The organism is Rhizobacter sp. P3_B12, from assembly GCF_056402895.1.
This window is the reverse complement of sequence record NZ_JBFUGN010000004.1, coordinates 1-17514: the sequence shown is the minus strand read 5'-3', so window position 1 is coordinate 17514 and position 17514 is coordinate 1. Positions and strand designations below refer to the sequence as shown.

The window sequence follows — 17514 nt, the reverse complement described above, 5'->3', positions numbered from 1 at the left end:
ACGGGCCCGTCGGCCTCAACGTCCGCCGGTCACGTCGAGCAGGCTGCCGGTGGTGTAGCTCGCCGCATCGGAGATCAGCCAGGCGATCGCGCGCCCCACTTCGTCGGCCGTGCCGGCACGCTGCATCGGCACCTGCGGCGCCAGCTGCTGCACCCGGTCGGGCTGTCCGCCGGAGGCGTGGATGTCGGTCTCGATGATCCCCGGCCGCACCGCGTTCACGCGGATGCCTTCGGCGGCCACCTCGCGCGCCAGGCCGATCGTGAAGGTGTCGATCGCGCCCTTCGCGGCGGCATAGTCGACGTACTGCCCCGGGCCCCCCAGCCGCGCCGCGGCCGACGACAGGTTGACGATCGCGCCGCCCGGCCCGCCGTGGCGTGTCGACAGCCGCTTCACCGCCTCGCGCGCGCACAGGAAGCTGCCGAACACGTTGATCGCGAACATGCGCTGCAGGCGCGCGCCGTCGATCTGCTCGACGCGGGTCGCCCGGTCGACGACACCGGCGTTGTTGACCAGGCCGTGCAGCGGCGCCACCTTGCCAGCGCGCCCTGCGGCATCGACCTGCGCGAACATCGAGATCACCTGCGCCTCGACCGACACGTCGGCCTGCACCGCGATCGCACGCCGGCCGAGCGCGAGCACGCGGTCGACCACCGACTGCGCCGCGGCCGCATCGCGGGTGTAGTTCACCACCACGTCGAAACCGAGCTCCGCGCAGCACACGGCCGCCGCGGCGCCGATGCCACGGCTGCCGCCGGTCACCAGCACCGTGCGGCCGGCCGCATCACTCGTCATCGCCGCCACCGTCGCCGCTGCTGTCGTCATCGCCTGCATCCTCCTTGCGCTTGGCCTTCGCGTCGAGCGTGGCCTGCAGTTCCGCCACGCCCTTCATGAAGGTGGCGGTGTCGACCGGCTTCGCGACGCGCAGCGCCGGCGGGAACAGGTGGCTCATGTAGAGCTCGCTGCCCAGGCGGTCGCCGCCCTGCCAGTTGAACCACAGGCTGAGCGCGGTGCCGACCAGCGCCATCGCGACCGCCGCCTGCCGCACGCGGCGGTGCCGGTAGGGCTCGACCGCCAGCATGTGGAAGTACAGCAGCGTGGCGCCCACCGCATAGCCGAGCACGAACCGGAAGTCGCTCAGCCACGGCCACGACAGCGAGAACGACAGCAGCTGCGTCGCGCCGCTGATCAGCTCCCACGCCAGCACCGCGATCAGCACCACGCGCAGGTGCCAGCCGAAATGCCCCTGGCGCGTGAACAGCTTGGACAGCAGCGTCCACACGCCGCACCAGCCGAGCAGCCCGACGATGGCCGAGATCGCGCTGCTGCCGAGCGCGCGCACGAAGCCGTCGGGATCGGTGTCGAGGTAGATGTTGAACACCTGCATCGCCCCGACCAGCACCAGCAGCAGCGCGAGCAGCGGCAGGCCCTGCGCGAGCGAACGCGTCGGGTCCAGCCGCAGCTCGGGGGCGAGCGCATGCTCGGCCAGGCGCAGCCGCAGGTGCACGCGGCCGATCGTGATCGCGAGCGGCGCATCGCCGACCGCGCCGCGCGCGCCGGCCTCCACCCGCTGCGTGCCGAGCAGCGCGCCGTTGATCGTCTCGCCCACCTGCACGAACGCGCCGGACTCGTCGCGGTCGATCAGCAGGTGGTGCGGCGCGACGTGCGGGTCGTCGAGCACCAGGTCGTTGTCGAGCGCGCGCCCGACCCGCAGCGGCCACTGCGGCACCGCCACGCCGTGGCGCGGCGTGCCGTCGCGCTCCAGCACTTCGATCAGCGCGACGGCACCCATGCGTAGGCCTCCAGGTAGTGCTGTGCGAGTTTCATCGCGTTCGGATAACTGACGCCCTGGGCGTCGAAGCGGCCCTGCACGCCGGATTTGGGTTCGTCGAGCGTGGCGACCAGCACCGACACGTCGTACAGCTTCGGCAGTTTCTTGTAGGCGCGCACGCAGACCACGGCACGCAGCGGCAGGCCGCCCCGGTCGATGAAATCCTCATGGCACTGCGGGCGCGTCTGCTGGTCGGGGCGGCGGCGGTCGAAGTGCTCGTTGCGGAAGCTCTGCGCATACCGCGCCGAGAAGCGCAGCGTGCCGAGCTTGCGGCCGTCGTAGCTCTCGTGTCGCACCGAGACCGCGCCGGTCGTGAACTCGCCCATGAAGATGCGGGTGTCCATCACGCAGTCGGAGCGCTCGAAATCGAGCCCGCCGGTGCGCGACGGCTCGCTGCTGCCCCAGCAGCGCATGAAGCGGTCGGGCGGCACCGGCACCTGGTAGCGCGGGTGCGTCGCGAGCTTCCAGCCCTGCGCGATGAAGCGGTCGGTCAGCAGCTGCTGGTGCGCCATCATCTGCTCGGTCAGCACCGGCCAGGCCGGCAGCGCGAGCGGGGCGGCGTCGCGCCCGCGGGCCAGCAGCGCGCTCGCGAAGGTGGCCGGCACCAGGAAGCTGACCTGCTCGCCGTCGACGCGCCGCGCGACATTGACGCCGATCACGCGGCCCTCCTGGTCGAGCGCGGGGCCGCCGCTCATGCCGCCGCTCAGCGAGCCGGCGAAGAAGATCTGCGGGTAGAACGAGCGCTCGACGAGGCCGTTGTAGTTGCCCTCGATCACCGCGAAGCCGACGTCCAGCGGGTTGCCGAGCGAGTACATGCGCTCGCCCTGCGCGAGCTTCTGCCCCTCGGGCCGGAACGGCAAGGCATCGAAGGTGGCGGCGGCCTTGGCATCGGCCATCTTCAGCAGCGCCAGGTCGTGCAGCACGTCGAGCATCAGGATCTTCACCGGCGCCTCGCGGCCGTCGGCGGTGACCGACACCAGGTCGTGGCGCTCGGGCTGCAGCGCGGCCTCGGCGACGACGTGGAAGTTGGTGATCATGTGGCCCTGGGTCGACACCAGGAAGCCGGAGCCCACCGAGGTCTGGCTCGCCTGGCCCTTCAGCACGGTGCGGATCTGCACCAGCTGCGAGCGGGCCTGCTCGTAGACCTTGCGGGCCGACAGCGACACCGGCGCGGAGGCCGGCGGGTCGGGGGGAGCGGCTTTCTGGGGCGCGGTCTGTGCGATCGCGCTGCCGGACGCGGCCAGCCACAACGCGCAGACAAGGGCCGGCAGCCCGGTGCGGAGTGATCTCATCGAAACGATTCTACGGGGGCCCCGTAGCCCGGATGCCAATCCGGGTTCGATGGTCACGAAGCCCGGATTGGCATCCGGGCTACGAACTCAATGGCACTCGATCGTGCCGGGCGTGCACGCGATCGCGTTGCTCTGCAGGTCGAGCCCGTCGCCGGTGCGGCCGTACAGCGCGAGCATCTTGTAGCCCGTCGCCGACAGCGCGGTGGCGCCGTTGGTGACGGCGACGGCCGCCGAGGTCGCGCCCGGGCGCAGCCGGAAATCGGCGATGCGGCCGCTGCCGCCCTGGCCGCATTGCGCACGGTCGCTGCAGACCGAACCGCTGCCGAGGCCGAGCGTGCCGTGGCTGAAGGTCCATGCGAGGTTCAGCGTGGTGCCGGCGTTGGCATCGAGCGCGAGGTCGAGCACCGCCTGCCGGCCGGCGCTGGTCAGGTCGGTCCACGGCAGGTTCGGCATCGCGGCCCAGACCGGCGGCACGCCTTCGACGTCGACCTCGAAGCTGCTGCGCCCCGAGACCGCGAACGGCACGCTGCAGGCGTCGTCGCTGAAGGTGTTGACGGTGACGGTGCGGCCGCCGCGGAAGAAGTTGCGCACCACCACGTCGCCCGCATCGCCATCCGGCAGCGCGACCCAGGTGTCGTCGGCATTGCGCAGCGCGCCCACCGCCGGGTCCAGGCTGCGCGTGTTGCCGAACGCGTTCTGCTGCCACAGCGACAGCCGCGGCACGTCGGCGCCGAAGCGCTTGTAGTACGCGATGGTCACGAGCGCCTGGTCGGCATTGCGCTGCACCACCTGTGCGCACTGCAGTCCGCTGACGGCCTGGATGTCGAACGCGATCGCGCGCGAGTAGCTGACGACCGGCGTCTCGCCGTCGATGCGCACGTCGCGCTGCGCCTTCGCCGAGGCATGCAGCTGCACCGGGTCGACATCGCCGAGGAACTTCCACGCACCGCCCTCGCGCGTGACGCCCATGCCGCTGCCCACCGGCTGCACGCCGCCGGCCTGGTCCTGCAGCACGAAGCTGACGCGGCACACCGGCTGCGCACCGTCGAGGTCGCAGCGGCCGAGCGTCGGGCTCAGCAGCCGCGAGCCGAACATCTCCTGCGACGCGAACATCTCGCACAGGCCGGCGGCCACCGCGCTCGCGCCGCTCAGCGGGTCACCGCCGTCGGTGCTCATGCGCGCGCCGCTCGCGAGCTGCGACGCGAGGCCGCTGCTGCAGGCGGGGGCGCTGGCCAGCGCCTGCGTCATGCTCGCGAACAGCGTCTCGAGCCCGCCGAGCGACAGCTCGCCCGCGCCGTTGGCCACGGTCACCGTGCCGAGCGTCGAGCCCTGTTCGAGGTAGAGGTTGCCGCTGCCCAGGCGCGGCGTGATCTGCACGAAGGCCTTGTCGTCGACGCCGGTGGTCACGCCGACGGCGTCGAGCACCTTGTCGTAGCCGCTGCGCGAGCCGGCCGACAGCGCGCCGGTGATGAAGTCGAAGTTCGCTGCGACGTTGCCGCTGAGCACGCCCGACAGGCCGGCCCGCAGCTGGGTCTGCGCGCCGGCGACGGCATTTGCATCGAGCACGCTGCTGCTGCCGGCCATCAGCTCGACCGGCGACTGGCCGGCGGCCAGCAGCACGGTGGCGCTGGTCAGCGGCGTCACGTTGGCGGTGCCGGGGCCTTGCGCGACCGAGTACAGGCATTGGTAGTTCGCGCCGGCGTAGCCGCAGGCCTCGATGCGGAACGGCGCCTTGCCCGTGAGCTCGGGCACCGTGAAGCTGCCGTCGGCCGCGACCGCGATGTCCTGCGCGACGAGCACGCCGTCGGCGTCCAGGATGCGCAGCGTGCCGCCGGTGATCGGCGCACCGACCGCGACCGAGCCGCTGAGCTGCGTGGTCGGGGTGACGTTCACCGGCGCGGCGTTCTGCGACGACGGCGAGCCGCCGCAGGCGACCAGTGCGAGCACGGCCAGGACGGAGAGTGCGAAACGGGGGGATCCGAGGTTCATGGCGCTCCTTCGCGACCGGCAATACCGCACGGCGCCATCCCGGAAGCGGTTTCCGGCGGCCCGTGGTGAGCAGTCTTCGGCGTGGGCGCAACCGCCTTGAGCCGGGGCTTCCCGCGTGAACGTGACTTCGTGACGCGGCGGCGCCTACGCAGCAACCCTCACAGCCCAACCAGGCATCGGGGCTAAAGTTGTCGCTTCCTCGGACCCCCGGATCTCGCACCATGCAACGTCGTGACATCCTCCTGCGCAGCGCCGCCGCCGGCGCCGTGGCCGCCTTTCCTGCGCTGCTGCACGCGCAGGCGCTCGACAAGCCGAAGCTGACCATCGCGGTCGGCGGCAAGAACCTGCTGTACTACCTGCCGCTGACGATCGCCGAGAGCCTCGGCTACTTCAAGGCCGAGGGGCTGGAGGTGACGATCGCCGACTTCGCCGGCGGCTCGCGCGCGCTGCAGGCAGTGGTGGGCGGCAGCGCCGACGTGGTGTCGGGCGCGTTCGAGCACACGCTGAACATGCAGGTCAAGGGCCAGCGCATGCGCGCCTTCGCGCTGCAGGGCCGGGCGCCGCAGATCGTGCTCGGCGTCAATCCGAAGACGATGCCCGCCTTCAAGGGCATCGCCGACCTGAAGGGCAGGAAGATCGGCGTCACCGCGCCCGGTTCGTCGACCAACGTGCTCGCGAACTTCGTGCTCGCGAAGGCGGGCTTGAAGCCGAGCGACGTGTCGATCATCGGCGTGGGGGCCGGCAGCGGCGCGGTCGCGGCCATGCGCTCCGGCCAGATCGACGCGATGAGCAACCTCGACCCGGTGATCACGCTGCTGCAGCGCAGCGGCGACCTGAAGATCGTCACCGACACCCGCATCGTCGCCGAGGCCGACAAGGTGTTCGGCGGCCCGATGCCGGCCGGCTGCCTGTACGCGCCGCAGACCTTCATCGACAAGAACCCGCTCGCGACGCAGGCGCTGGCGAACGCGCTGGTGCGGGCCGACAAGTGGATCCAGGCAGCAGGCCCTGGCGAGATCATCAAGGCGGTGCCCGAGAGCTACCTGCTGGGCGACCGCGCGGTCTACGTCGACGCCTTCCTCGCCGCGAAGGGCGCGCTGTCGGTGGACGGGTTGATGCCAGAGGCCGGCCCCGAGACCGCGCGGCGCGCGCTGGCCAGCATCGACCCGGAGATCGCCGCGGCGAAGCTGGACCTGCAGGCGGTCTACACGAACGAGTTCGTGAAGAAGGCCAACGCGAAGTACCCGAAGGCATGAGCGGGGATGCCGCACTGCAGTTCGACGGCGTCAGCTGCACCTTCATTTCACGCGACGATCCGGGCCAGCGCTACACCGCGGTGCGCGATGTCTCGCTGACCGTCGGCGCCGGCGAGTTCGTCTCGGTGGTCGGGCCGACTGGCTGCGGCAAGAGCACGCTGCTGAACATGGCGGCCGGGCTGCTGACGCCGAGCAGCGGCACGGTGCATGTCTTCGGGCGTCCGCTGGCGGGCTTGAACACGCGGGCCGGCTACCTGTTCCAGGCCGAGAGCCTGATGCCGTGGCGCACCGCGCTGCGCAACGTGATGGCCGGGCTCGAGTTCCGCGGCGTCGCCGATGCGAAGGCACAGGCCGGCGAGTGGCTGCGCCGCGTCGGCCTGGGCGGCTTCGGCGACCGCTACCCGCACCAGCTGTCGGGCGGCATGCGCAAGCGCGTGAGCCTCGCGCAGACGCTCGCGCTCGACCCCGACATCATCCTGATGGACGAGCCGTTCTCGGCGCTCGACATCCAGACCCGCCAGCTGATGGAGAACGAGGTGCTGGCGCTGTGGGCCGCGAAGAAGAAGGCGGTGCTGTTCATCACGCACGACCTCGACGAAGCGATCGCGATGAGCGACCGCGTGGTGTGCCTGAGCGCCGGGCCGGGCTCGCACCCGATCGGCGAGTTCCGCATCGACCTCGAGCGGCCGCGCGACGTGGCCGAGGTGCGCACGGCGCCCCGCTTCGTCGAGTTGCACCAGGCGATCTGGTCGGTGCTGCGCGACGAGGTGGTCAAGGGTTACCAACAACAACTGGCCGCCTAGCCCATGTGGAAGTACCTCAAGCCCCGCCCGGGCAACCTGCGCCTGTGGCAGCTCGGCCTGCTGGTCGCGATCTTCGTGCTGTGGCACGTGCTGACCGCGCCCGGCCTGGTCCGCCCGTTCCTGTTCGAGAACGACCGGCAGGCGGCGTTCTTCTTCGGCGAGCCGCTGAAGATCTTCGCGCGCGTATGGGCCTGGTTCGTGACCGGCGCCGACATCTACCACCACCTGTGGATCACGCTGCAGGAGACGGTGCTCGCGTTCGGCATCGGCACCGCGATGGGCCTGGGTTGCGGGCTGTGGCTCGCGCTCAGCCCGATGGCGGCGGCGATCTGCGAGCCCTACATCAAGGCGCTGAACTCGATGCCGCGCGTGATCCTCGCGCCGATCTTCGCGGTGTGGTTCGGGCTGGGCGTCGCGAGCAAGGTGGCGCTGGGCATCACGCTGGTGTTCTTCATCGTCTTCTTCAACGTCTACCAGGGCGTCAAGGAAGTGAGCCCGGTGGTGCTCGCCAACGCCCGCATGCTGGGCGCGAGCCGGCGCCAGCTGCTGCGCCACGTCTACCTGCCGAGCGCCACCAGCTGGGTGTTCAGCTCGCTGCACACGAGCGTCGGGCTGGCCTTCGTCGGCGCGGTGGTGGGCGAGTACCTCGGCTCGGCCGAGGGCGTCGGCTACCTGATCCTGCAGGCCGAGGGCTCGTTCGACATCAACACCGTGATGGCCGGCATCCTGGTGCTGACGGCCTTCGCGCTGCTGCTGGACGCGGCCGTCGGCTGGGGCGAGCGGCGGCTGATGAAGTGGCAGCCGAAGACCGGCGAGACCGAGAAACTCTGAGCGGCGGTGCCGGGCGGTGAAGTCGCCGAGAATGGGGGCTTCGCCCATTTGCGGCCCACTCCGTTCAAGCCCATGTCGACTTCACGCCTGATCCCGTTGTTCGCGATGGTTGCCCTGACCGCCTGCGGCGGTGGCGGCAGCGGCAGCCCCTCGTACCCGGCTGCGCCCACCTTCCCGCCCGCGCCGGTCTCGATCCCGGCCGCGCCCACGACCGATTGCAGCGATGCCGGCAAGGCCGCCGCCGCCGCCAGCACCGCGACCAACACCGTCTGCATGCTCACCACGCACGGCGAGATCGTGCTGGAGCTGTACGCCGACAAGGCGCCGGTCACGGTCGCGAATTTCCTGCAATACGTTGCTGCCAAGCGCTACGAGAACACGCTGCTGCACCGTGTCGTCGCGGGCTACGTCGTGCAGGGCGGCGGCTTCACCGGGGACTGGACCCACATCCCGACCTACGCCCCGATCGTGCTCGAGAGCGACAAGGGCCTGAGCAACGTGAAGGGCACCATCGCGATGGCGCGCCAGGGCGGCACCAACACGACCACGGCGACCAGCGAGTTCTTCTTCAACGTGGCCGACAACCACGCCTGCCTGGACATCCGGCCGACGGCTCCGAACTGCGACCAGAACGGCTATGCGGTGTTCGGCAAGGTCATCGCCGGGCTCGACACCCTCGACAAGATCACCGCGCTGAAGGTCGACTACTTCGCCGCGCCGACCGTGCCCACCGCGACGTTCTGGGTCCAGCAGCTCAAGTAGGGTCAGCGGGCGGGTTTCAGCGACTTGGCCAGGAAGCGTTCGAGCCTGCCGTAGAAGTCCGTCTCGTTCTTCGGCGTGCAGAAGCAGTGGCCTTCGTCGAAGTAGTCGACCATCTCGATGTTGACGCCCGCACTCTCCGCTGCCGAGACGAACTTGCGCGCATGCTCGATCGGTACGCGGCGGTCCACGCTGCCGTGAGCGAGCAGCACCGGGATCTTGATTTCGCCGGCGCGCTTCAGCGGCGAGGTGGCGGCGAGTTGGTCGGCGTCCTTCACCGGATCGCCGACCAGGATGGGCATGCCGTATTGCTTGTATTCATCGGACATGTCGCTCCAGGCGAGGTCGCGCATCAGGTCGATGTCGGTGACGCCTGCGTAGCTGACGGCGCACTTGTAGACGCCGGGGCTGGCAATGGCGCCCATCAGCGCTGCGTAGCCGCCATAGCTGCCACCGTAGATGCACACGCGTGCAGGATCGATCAGCTTCTGTTCGGCAGCCCACCGGACCGAGTCGGTGAGGTCGTCCTGCATCGCGAGGCCCCATTGCTTGAACCCCGCCCGGAACAGGTTGCCGCCGTACCCCGTACTACCGCGGAATTCCGGCTGGATCACCCGGTAGCCGCGCGACGCGAGGAACTGCGCTTCGGCCGCCCAGCTCACGTCGGCCCCTCGCACCCAAGGTCCGCCGTGGACCAGCACCACGGCCGGTAGCGGGTCGGTGGCTGACGTGCCGGCCGGGCTCGTGACATAGACCGGAATGATGAGGCCGTCGCGCATCTTCACCCGCTGGAAGCTGCGCGTGCCTTGGGTCGATTCATCGATCCATGGGCGGTCCGAGGCAATTTTTTCCAACGAGTTCTTCTTGCTGTCGAACAGGAAGTATTCGCCGGGTTGGCGGTCGGAGGTCGAATGGACGACGAAGAAGCGGGTCGACTCGCAGTCGCCGCAGATGATCCGGTTGCTGCGGCCGGCCGGCAGCGCGGCGTCGAGCCCCTTCTGCAGGCGCTGCATCGCCGGATCGAACCAGACGCTGATCGGACGGTCGGCCCTGAAATGCCTGCCCAGCACGTGACCGGTTCGATGATCGCTTTCCCACGTGCCATCCACGTCGAAACCCTTAACGCTCAGCAAGGGCTCCGGGTCCAGGCGATGCGTCGCGAGGTCGAAGCGGTACAGGCCGCGGGTGTTGGTCTTGACGCCTCCCGAGACCAGCAACTCGCCGGAGCCGTCGACGATCTCCGGACTGAAGCCATTGCCTTCATTGGTGTAGGTGTCGAACTCGGCCACCTGCTCCCATTGATCCGTCTTCGGATTGCGCCAGTGCACGCTCGTCTTGCCATTTCCCTGTGCCGTCACGACACGAGGCTGGCCCTGCCGATCGAGTGTCCAGTCCCGCACGCCCTCCGGCGCGCCCTGGCTGAGGTTGGTCAGCTTCATCGTGACCGTGTCCATGCGCGCCAGCTGGATGTTGGCCAGCACCCCCGCCTTGCCCCAGACATAGTGCTTGAGGAAGACGTCGTTACTGCCGTCATGGGCCGGCGAGTGCGTGGTCCAGCCCCACGGCAGCGTCCGGGACTTGACGAGCGCATGGTCCTGCGTCGTGCTGCGGGCCGACACCAGCTGGTTGTACCCGCTACCGTCGTGGTTGACGGCAAACACGCCGTAGCCACCCTGCCGGATCTCCGCACCGGGATCGGCCGCTTCGTATACCAGCCGGTCGTCGTTGACCCAGAAGGCGTCCTCGACGTTCGCGTCCGTGTAGTCCGCCACCACGTGGACCTGCCCGACCGGATCGAGGTCCATCACGCCGAGCCGCCAGCGCCCGGTCGGGCCGGTCAGGATCAGCGCCAGCCGCCGTCCGGACGGCGAGATCCGCACGCTCTGGATGTCCGGCCACTTGGTGAACTGCTCCACCGGCAGCAGGCCCGAAGCCGCCTTCGCCGGTTCAGCCGCCTGCAGCGCCGCGCCGACGCACAGTCCGCCCAGCGCCACGCCCAGGGCGCGCACGCCCTTCCTCCACATTGCACGCATGCGTGCCCTCCCGATGGTGTCGTGAAGCGGCTGTCGTCGCCGCGAAGCGGGCGATGTTACGACCACTTACCCCGGGAGCGCAGCGTTCATTTGGCGGTCGGCATCACGAATTCGGCACCGCGTGCAATGCTCGACGGCCAGCGCTGCATCACGCTCTTCTGCTTGGTATAGAAGCGCACGCCCTCTTCGCCGTAGGCGTGCATGTCGCCGAACAGGCTCTTCTTCCAGCCGCCGAAACCGTGCCAGGCCATCGGCACCGGGATCGGCACGTTGATGCCGACCATGCCGACCTGCACGCGCCGCGCGAACTCGCGCGCGACGTTGCCGTCGCTCGTGAAGCAGGCGACGCCGTTGCCGAACTCGTGCGCGTTGACGAGCGCCAGCGCCGCCGCGAAATCCGGCACCCGCACGACGGCCAGCACCGGGCCGAAGATCTCCTCGCGGTAGATGCGCATCTGCGGCGTCACGTGGTCGAACAGCGTGCCGCCGATCCAGAAGCCGCCGTCGTGACCGGGCACGCGCAGGCCGCGGCCGTCGACCACCAGCTGCGCGCCTTCCTGCACGCCGATGTCGATGTAGCCGCTGATGCGCTTGAGTGCTTCAGCGGTGACGATCGGGCCCATCTCGGCATCGAGCTCCATGCCGTTCTTCACCTTCAGCGTCTTCGCGCGCGCGGCCACCGCGTCGACCAATCGATCGGCGATGTCGCCCACCACCACCGCGACGCTGATCGCCATGCAGCGCTCGCCGGCCGAGCCGTAGCCGGCGCCGATCAGCGCGTCGACCGCCTGGTCGAGGTCGGCATCGGGCATCACCACCATGTGGTTCTTCGCGCCGCCCAGCGCCTGCACCCGCTTGCCGTGGTGCGCGCCGGTCTCGTAGATGTACTGCGCGATCGGCGTCGAGCCGACGAAGCTGAGCGCCTTCACGTCGGGGTGCGTCAGCAGCGCGTCCACCACCACCTTGTCGCCCTGCACGACGTTGAACACGCCGTCGGGCAGGCCGGCCTGCTTCAGCAGCTCGGCCATGAACAGCGAGGCCGACGGGTCGCGCTCGCTCGGCTTCAGGATGAAGCTGTTGCCCGCGGCGATCGCCACCGGGAACATCCAGCAGGGCACCATGCACGGGAAATTGAACGGCGTGATGCCGGCCACCACGCCCAGCGGTTGGCGCAGCGTCCAGTTGTCGATGCCGGTCGAGACCTGGTCGGTGAAGTCGCCCTTCAGCAGCTGCGGGATGCCGCAGGCGAACTCGATGATGTCGATGCCGCGCGAGACCTCGCCCTGCGCATCGGTGAACACCTTGCCGTGCTCGGCGGTGATCATCGCGGCCAGCGTGTCGCGGTGCTGGTTCATCAGCTCGAGGAACTTGAACATCACGCGCGCGCGGCGGATCGGCGGCGTCTGCGCCCAGCCGTCGAACGCGGCCTGCGCGGCGGCCACCGCGGCGTTCACGTCGTCCGCGCTGCCCAGCACCACCTGCCGCGCGACCGCGCCGGTTGCAGGGTTGAAGACCGCCTGGCGGCGCCCGCTGCGGCCCGCGACCGGCGCGCCCTGGATGAAGTGGCCGACCTCGGCGGTGGCGGTGAACGGATCGTGGGCGCCCATGGCGTGGTCTCCTGGAGCTGTGGGGGTACCGATTCAGTCTAGGAGTCGGGTGGCCGCTTGCCAATGCGATCACGGTGACTTCATTGTTCGATAATCTGAACAATGACGACCATGGACCAACGCATCGACCTGCTCTGGCCGCAGGTGCACACGCTGACGCTGCTGGGCCAGCTGGCGAGCTTCACGCAGGTGGCGCAGCGGCTCGGGCTGTCGAAGGCGGCGGTCAGCCAGCGCATCACCGAGCTGGAGCGCGCGGTCGGCCAGCCGCTGGTGCAGCGCACGACGCGCTCGGTGCGGCTGACCGATGCGGGGCGGCGGCTGGTCGAGCAGACCGGCGAGGCCTTCGAGCTGATCGCGCGCAGCGTGGTCGAGGCGCGCGACCAGGCCGCACAGCCGCGCGGGCTGGTGCGCATCACCGCGCCGGTGGCGCTCGGGCGGCAGCATGTGGCGCCGCACCTCGAGGCCTTCGTGCGCGCGCATCCCGACATCCGCGTCGAGCTCGACCTGTCGGACCGGCTGGTCACGCTGGCCCACGAGGGCTTCGACCTGGCGGTGCGCCACACCAGCGCGCCGCCGGAGAACCACGTGGCCTGGAAGCTCTGCGCGTCGCGCGCGCTGCTGGTGGCGACGCGCGCCTACCTGAAGCGCCAGGGCACGCCGAAGACGCCGGCGGATCTCGCCGGCCATGCCTGCCTGACCTACCTGCGGCCGGGCCCGGCGCTGTGGCAGTTCGAGCGCGATGCGCTGGGCGACGAGCCCGAGCCGCAGCGGCTGAGCGTCGTCGCGCAGGGGCCGCTGCGGGCCGGCAACAGCGAGGTGCTGCGCGACGCGGCGCTGGCCGGCCTCGGCATCGCGCTGGTGCCGGATTTCAGCGCGGCGGCGGCGCTGCGGGCCGGCAAGCTGCGCGAGGTGCTGCCGCAGTGGCGGCCGGTCGGCTTCTTCGGCGATGCGGTCTACGCGATGCGGCCGTGGAGCCCGAACACGCCGAAGGCGGTGCAGGCGCTGGTCGCGCACCTGCGCGCGGCGCTGGCCGGCGGTTTCGGCGAAGGCTCGCTACAGTCGCCATCTGACTTGCCGGAGGGAAACCATGCTGCGCCCTGACATCACCATCGAAGGATTCCACGACCGCCAGGCGGGCTTCGCGCCCGACCGCTTCGGCGTGCAGATCACCGCCATCGCCGAAGGACACCTCGATTCGCAGATGCAGGTGCAGCCGTGGATGCTGGCGCCGAACGGCTTCCTGCACGCCGCCAGCGTGATCATGCTGGCCGACACCAGCGCCGGCTACGCGACCATCGCGCACCTGCCCGAGGGGGCGAAGAACTTCACGACCATCGAGCTGAAGAGCAACTTCTTCAGCACCGCGAAGGAAGGGCTGGTGCGCTGCGAAGCCCGCGCCGACCACCTCGGCCGCTCGACGCAGGTCTGGTCGGCCACCGTCTTCAGCCCGCAGGGCAAGAAGATGGCGCTGTTCCGCTGCACGCAGATCATCCTGACCTGAGCCTAAAAAAAAGCCCACCCGGTAAGGGGTGGGCTGGAAGTCCTCAAGAGAGAGGACGTCGTTGGGATCGTTGCGGTCGGTCGCCTGTTGTTCTGGTGAGGGCCCCGGCTCAGTGCAATCGTTGGTATCGCGTGGTTTGGATTTCAAACCCGTGTGACAGCATGGGTGCACTGTAGGAGGACGAAAACGTTTGGGCCATCCCCAAAACGGGGGAAGCGACCGAAGCGATGTCGAATTCCCAACAAAAGTTCGCATGCGTTTTCACGCGTTCGCATCGCGAATGACGCGGTGGCGCGACGTGCACATCGCGCAGCGCGACAATCCGCCGATGCACCCGCCCTCCCACCGCCGTCCGCCCGCGCGCACGCATGCGCCCGCCCCTCCGCTGAGCGAGTCGGAGATCGACGAGCTGCAGGCCCGCCTCGATGCGGTGCCGGCACCGCTCGACCCGCTGGACGCCAGCATGGTCGACGGCTTCCTGTGCGGCGTGCTGGTGCAGCCGGTGCGGGTGCCGGCGCAGCGCTGGCTGCCGTTGCTGACCGACGTCGACGGCCGCCCGCTGCCGGCGAACTTCGATGCCCGCCGCCTGCACGAGCTGGCGCAGCGCCGCCATGCCGAGTTGAACGACGCGATCACGCGCCGCCAGTGGTTCGATCCGTGGGTGTTCGAACTCGACGACGGCTCGGACGAAGACGACGCGAGCATCGAGGCGGTGCTGCCCTGGGTGGCCGGCTTCGCGACCGCGATGGAGGCCTTCCCCGAGCTGATGAACGGCGACGCGCAGGCGCTGACCGAACCGCTCGCGCTGCTGTACCGCCACCTCGATCCCGAGGACCTGGAGGATGCCGACGACCTGCTCGAGGAGATCGAGTCGCTGGAGCCGCCGGCCGACCTGAGCGAGGCCGTCGAAGGGCTGGTGCGCGCGACGCTGCTGCTGGCCGATGTCGGGCGGCCGCTGCAAGTGCAGCAGGCGCCTCGCCCGCCACAGCGGCCGCCGCACCGCCCGCGGCGCTAGCTAGCTTCTCTCGAACCAGCGCCGGGCGTGCAGCCCCAGCCCGGTCGCCACGCTGGCGAACCGGTCGCCGCGCACCGCGCGCGCCTGCGGGAACTCCGCCGCGATCTGCTGCGCCAGCAGCCGCAGCCCGGTCGAGCCGCCGGTGAAGTACAGCGCATCGACCTGCTCCGGCCGCAGCCCGGCCTGCAGCACCGTCTCGCGCGCCGCGCCGACGATGCGCGCGATGTCGCCCTCGATCGCCTGCACCGCCTCGCGCTCGGTCAGCAGCACCTCCAGCCGCCGCTCGACGTGCGACAGGTCGATCACCGTGTCGCCCCCTTCGGCGACGCTGATCTTCGCGGCCTCCGCGCGCGACGCCAGCTCGTGCCCCAGCCGCTCGTTCACCACCGTCATCAGCCGCTGGTGGTGCAGCGGGTTGCCGTAGAAGCCGCGCATGCTGCGCAGCTCGGCCACGCGCTGCGGGCTGTACACCGAGTTGATCAGGTGCCAGGTCGCGAGGTCGAAGTACACGCCGGTCGGCACCTCGCGCGCCGGTGCGCCGGCCACGCTCGGGCCCATCGCGCCGTAGCCGAACTCGCGCAGGATGCTGGCCAGCTCGACGCGGCGGTCGAAATCGGTGCCGGCGATGTGCACGCCGTGGTTGGCGAGGATGTCGTCCTTGCGCTCCAGCCGGGGCGCGCGCTCGGGGCCGACGCGCACCAGCGAGAAGTCCGAGGTGCCGCCGCCGATGTCGGCCACCAGCACCAGCTGCTCGCGGTCGACACCGCTCTCGAAATCGAAGGCCGCGGCGATCGGCTCGTACTGGAAGTGCACCTCGTCGAAGCCGACCAGGGCCGCGGCCGAGGCGAGCGTGGCCTGGGCCTGCGCATCGCGCACCGGGTCGTCGTCGACGAAGAACACCGGCCGGCCCAGCACCGCGCGGTGGATCGGCGACTGCGCCTCGGTCTCGGCCAGCGTCTTCAGGTGCTTCAGGTAGCCGGCGATGATGTCGAGGTACTTCACGCCGCGCCCGCCGCCGACGTCGGTGGTCTGCTCGGCCAGGCTGCTGCCGAGGATGCTCTTCATCGAGCGCATCAGCCGGCCGTCGAGCCCGTCGACGTAGGCGGCCAGCGCCGCCCGGCCGAACGCGCGCGGCGGGCCGTTGGTCTCGGCGCCTTCGACGAAGTAGAAGACGGCGGTCGGCATCGTGCGCTGGCCGGGCTCGAGCTCGACCAGGCGCATCGCGCCGCCGGATCGGTCCGGGGTGGATCCATCGGGAATCGCGATGGCCGAATTGGACGTGCCGAAATCGATGGCGCAATACATGATGGCGGCGAAGGGCACAACGGATGGGGGGCGCGGATTGTAGGGCACACTGCCGCGCGATGAGCCCGACCCGTGCCCCGCCCGCCGACCTGCCCGCGCTGCTCGCGCGCATCGCGCTGCGCGAGCGCGCCGCCTTCGAGCCGCTGTACCGCGCCACCTGCGCGCATCTGTTGGGCGTCGCGTTCCGTATCTTGAACGACAGGGACCGCGCCGAAGAGGTGCTCCAGGAGGCGTTCATGAATGTCTGGCACAACGCGGCGAGCTACCGGCCCGACGTGGCGGCCCCGATGACCTGGCTGATCAACATCGTGCGCAACAAGGCGATCGATGCGCTGCGCTCGGGCAAGACCGAGCGGGCCTCGACCACCGCGCTCGACGACGAGGCGATGGCCGTCGCCGGCGACCCCGCGCTGGAGCCGCAGCGGCTGCTGGACGACGGGCTGACCAAGGCGCGCATCGACGGCTGCATGGCGGCGCTGAACGCGTCGCAGCGGCAGGCGCTGGCGCTCGCGTACTACCGCGGCATGGTGCACACCGACATCGCGCTGGCGCTGAACGCGCCGGTCGGCACCGCCAAGGCCTGGGTGCGGCGCGGCCTCGACAAGCTGAAGGATTGCCTGGTCGCGGCGGGGGTCGGCGCATGAACTACCTGCAGCCCGAGCGCCTGGACCGGCTGGCGCGCGAGTACGTGCTGGGCACGCTGACCGGCGGCGCGCGGCGCCGCTTCGAGCGCGTGCTGGCCGCGAGCCCGGCGGCATCGCTGGCGGTCGGCGCGTGGCAGCAGCGCTTCTCGGTGCTCGCGGCCAGCGTGCCGCCGATGCAGCCGCGCGAGGCAGCGTGGCTGCAGCTCGAGCGCCGGCTGTTCCCGGCGGCGCCGAAGGCCTCCGCGGGCTTCGGGGCGTGGCTGTCGAACCTGCTGTCCGCGCGCTCGCTCGGCGGCGCGCTGGCCGGCGTGCTGCTGTGCCTGGCGGTGCTGCGGCTGCAGCCGGGACTGATCGGGCTGCAGCCGCCGTCCGAATCGCTGCCGCAAAGCTATGTCGGCCTGCTCAGTGATGGCGAAGGCCGCCCGGCGGTGCTCGCGAGCTCGCTGCGCCACGGCCGGCAGCTCAGCGTGAAGCTGCTGCAGCCGGTGGCGGTGCCGGCCGGCCGCGTCGCGCAGCTGTGGGCGCTGCCGCGCGACGGCGGCGAGCCCTTCCCGCTCGGCGTGGTGCCCGACCGTGGCAGCGCGGTGCTGGCGCGCCCGGACAGCTCCGAGAAGCTCTTCTTCAACGTGACACGGCTCGCGGTCACGCTGG

At 70.4% G+C, this 17514-nt stretch carries 16 protein-coding genes; 9 read left to right on the top strand and 7 right to left on the bottom strand.

Translation table 11 applies throughout. The annotated features are described in order from the left end of the window. Nucleotides 1–15: 15 nt before the first annotated feature. The 4 genes from AC1D01_RS00540 to AC1D01_RS00525 all read right to left on the bottom strand — a co-directional run bounded on the left by AC1D01_RS00540 (nucleotide 16) and on the right by AC1D01_RS00525 (nucleotide 5109). Entirely contained in the window at nucleotides 16–822 is an 807-nt protein-coding gene (locus AC1D01_RS00540) for an SDR family oxidoreductase (protein WP_477864167.1), read from the bottom strand. Further along, nucleotides 782–1789: an FHA domain-containing protein gene (locus tag AC1D01_RS00535; protein ID WP_477864166.1), complete on the bottom strand. Its 1008-nt coding sequence runs from the start codon at nucleotides 1787–1789 to the stop codon at nucleotides 782–784. Before AC1D01_RS00535 ends, AC1D01_RS00540 begins: the two co-directional genes overlap by 41 nt. After that, on the bottom strand, nucleotides 1771–3120 hold the full coding sequence (locus tag AC1D01_RS00530) for a S1 family peptidase (protein WP_477864165.1): 1350 nt from the start codon (nucleotides 3118–3120) through the stop codon (nucleotides 1771–1773). The genes AC1D01_RS00535 and AC1D01_RS00530 overlap by 19 nt, the downstream gene beginning before the upstream one ends. Before the next feature lie 87 nt (nucleotides 3121–3207). Beyond that, nucleotides 3208–5109, bottom strand: a complete 1902-nt coding sequence (locus AC1D01_RS00525; RefSeq protein ID WP_477864164.1) for a hypothetical protein — start codon at nucleotides 5107–5109, stop codon at nucleotides 3208–3210. Between the two features lie 221 nt (nucleotides 5110–5330). Here AC1D01_RS00525 and AC1D01_RS00520 point away from each other — a divergent pair, with 221 nt between their 5' ends. The 4 genes from AC1D01_RS00520 to AC1D01_RS00505 all read left to right on the top strand — a co-directional run bounded on the left by AC1D01_RS00520 (nucleotide 5331) and on the right by AC1D01_RS00505 (nucleotide 8761). Continuing rightward, nucleotides 5331–6365, top strand: a complete 1035-nt coding sequence (locus tag AC1D01_RS00520) for an ABC transporter substrate-binding protein (RefSeq protein WP_477864163.1) — start codon at nucleotides 5331–5333, stop codon at nucleotides 6363–6365. Continuing rightward, complete coding sequence (locus AC1D01_RS00515; RefSeq protein WP_477864162.1) at nucleotides 6362–7168, top strand: ABC transporter ATP-binding protein; 807 nt, start codon at nucleotides 6362–6364, stop codon at nucleotides 7166–7168. The genes AC1D01_RS00520 and AC1D01_RS00515 overlap by 4 nt, the downstream gene beginning before the upstream one ends. A gap of 3 nt (nucleotides 7169–7171) precedes the next feature. Further along, complete coding sequence (locus tag AC1D01_RS00510) at nucleotides 7172–7999, top strand: ABC transporter permease (RefSeq protein WP_477864161.1); 828 nt, start codon at nucleotides 7172–7174, stop codon at nucleotides 7997–7999. Nucleotides 8000–8071: 72 nt separating this feature from the next. Beyond that, nucleotides 8072–8761 (top strand): peptidylprolyl isomerase, encoded by a 690-nt coding sequence (locus tag AC1D01_RS00505; protein ID WP_477864160.1) that lies wholly within the window; start codon nucleotides 8072–8074, stop codon nucleotides 8759–8761. A gap of 2 nt (nucleotides 8762–8763) precedes the next feature. On the opposite strand, the gene AC1D01_RS00500 is transcribed toward AC1D01_RS00505, so the two are convergent. Further along, nucleotides 8764–10791, bottom strand: a complete 2028-nt coding sequence (locus AC1D01_RS00500; protein ID WP_477864159.1) for an alpha/beta hydrolase family protein — start codon at nucleotides 10789–10791, stop codon at nucleotides 8764–8766. Nucleotides 10792–10877: 86 nt separating this feature from the next. Then, nucleotides 10878–12398 (bottom strand): CoA-acylating methylmalonate-semialdehyde dehydrogenase, encoded by a 1521-nt coding sequence (locus AC1D01_RS00495; protein WP_477864158.1) that lies wholly within the window; start codon nucleotides 12396–12398, stop codon nucleotides 10878–10880. A gap of 111 nt (nucleotides 12399–12509) precedes the next feature. Here AC1D01_RS00495 and AC1D01_RS00490 point away from each other — a divergent pair, with 111 nt between their 5' ends. The 3 genes from AC1D01_RS00490 to AC1D01_RS00480 all read left to right on the top strand — a co-directional run bounded on the left by AC1D01_RS00490 (nucleotide 12510) and on the right by AC1D01_RS00480 (nucleotide 14914). Further along, complete coding sequence (locus AC1D01_RS00490) at nucleotides 12510–13499, top strand: LysR family transcriptional regulator (RefSeq protein WP_477864157.1); 990 nt, start codon at nucleotides 12510–12512, stop codon at nucleotides 13497–13499. Then, nucleotides 13486–13899, top strand: a complete 414-nt coding sequence (locus AC1D01_RS00485; RefSeq protein ID WP_477864156.1) for a PaaI family thioesterase — start codon at nucleotides 13486–13488, stop codon at nucleotides 13897–13899. The genes AC1D01_RS00490 and AC1D01_RS00485 overlap by 14 nt, the downstream gene beginning before the upstream one ends. 328 nt (nucleotides 13900–14227) lie before the next feature. Then, on the top strand, nucleotides 14228–14914 hold the full coding sequence (locus tag AC1D01_RS00480) for a YecA/YgfB family protein (protein ID WP_477864155.1): 687 nt from the start codon (nucleotides 14228–14230) through the stop codon (nucleotides 14912–14914). Here AC1D01_RS00480 and AC1D01_RS00475 read toward each other — a convergent pair whose 3' ends face one another. Continuing rightward, nucleotides 14915–16219, bottom strand: coding sequence for an Hsp70 family protein (locus AC1D01_RS00475; RefSeq protein WP_477864185.1), 1305 nt, complete (start codon nucleotides 16217–16219; stop codon nucleotides 14915–14917). Between the two features lie 59 nt (nucleotides 16220–16278). Between AC1D01_RS00475 and AC1D01_RS00470 the strand changes: the two genes are divergently transcribed. Both AC1D01_RS00470 and AC1D01_RS00465 read left to right on the top strand, forming a co-directional pair. Next, entirely contained in the window at nucleotides 16279–16863 is a 585-nt protein-coding gene (locus AC1D01_RS00470; RefSeq protein WP_477864154.1) for a sigma-70 family RNA polymerase sigma factor, read from the top strand. After that, nucleotides 16860–17514 (top strand): anti-sigma factor (locus AC1D01_RS00465; RefSeq protein ID WP_477864153.1); only part of this gene is annotated, 655 nt, incomplete at its 3' end. The genes AC1D01_RS00470 and AC1D01_RS00465, both read left to right, overlap by 4 nt.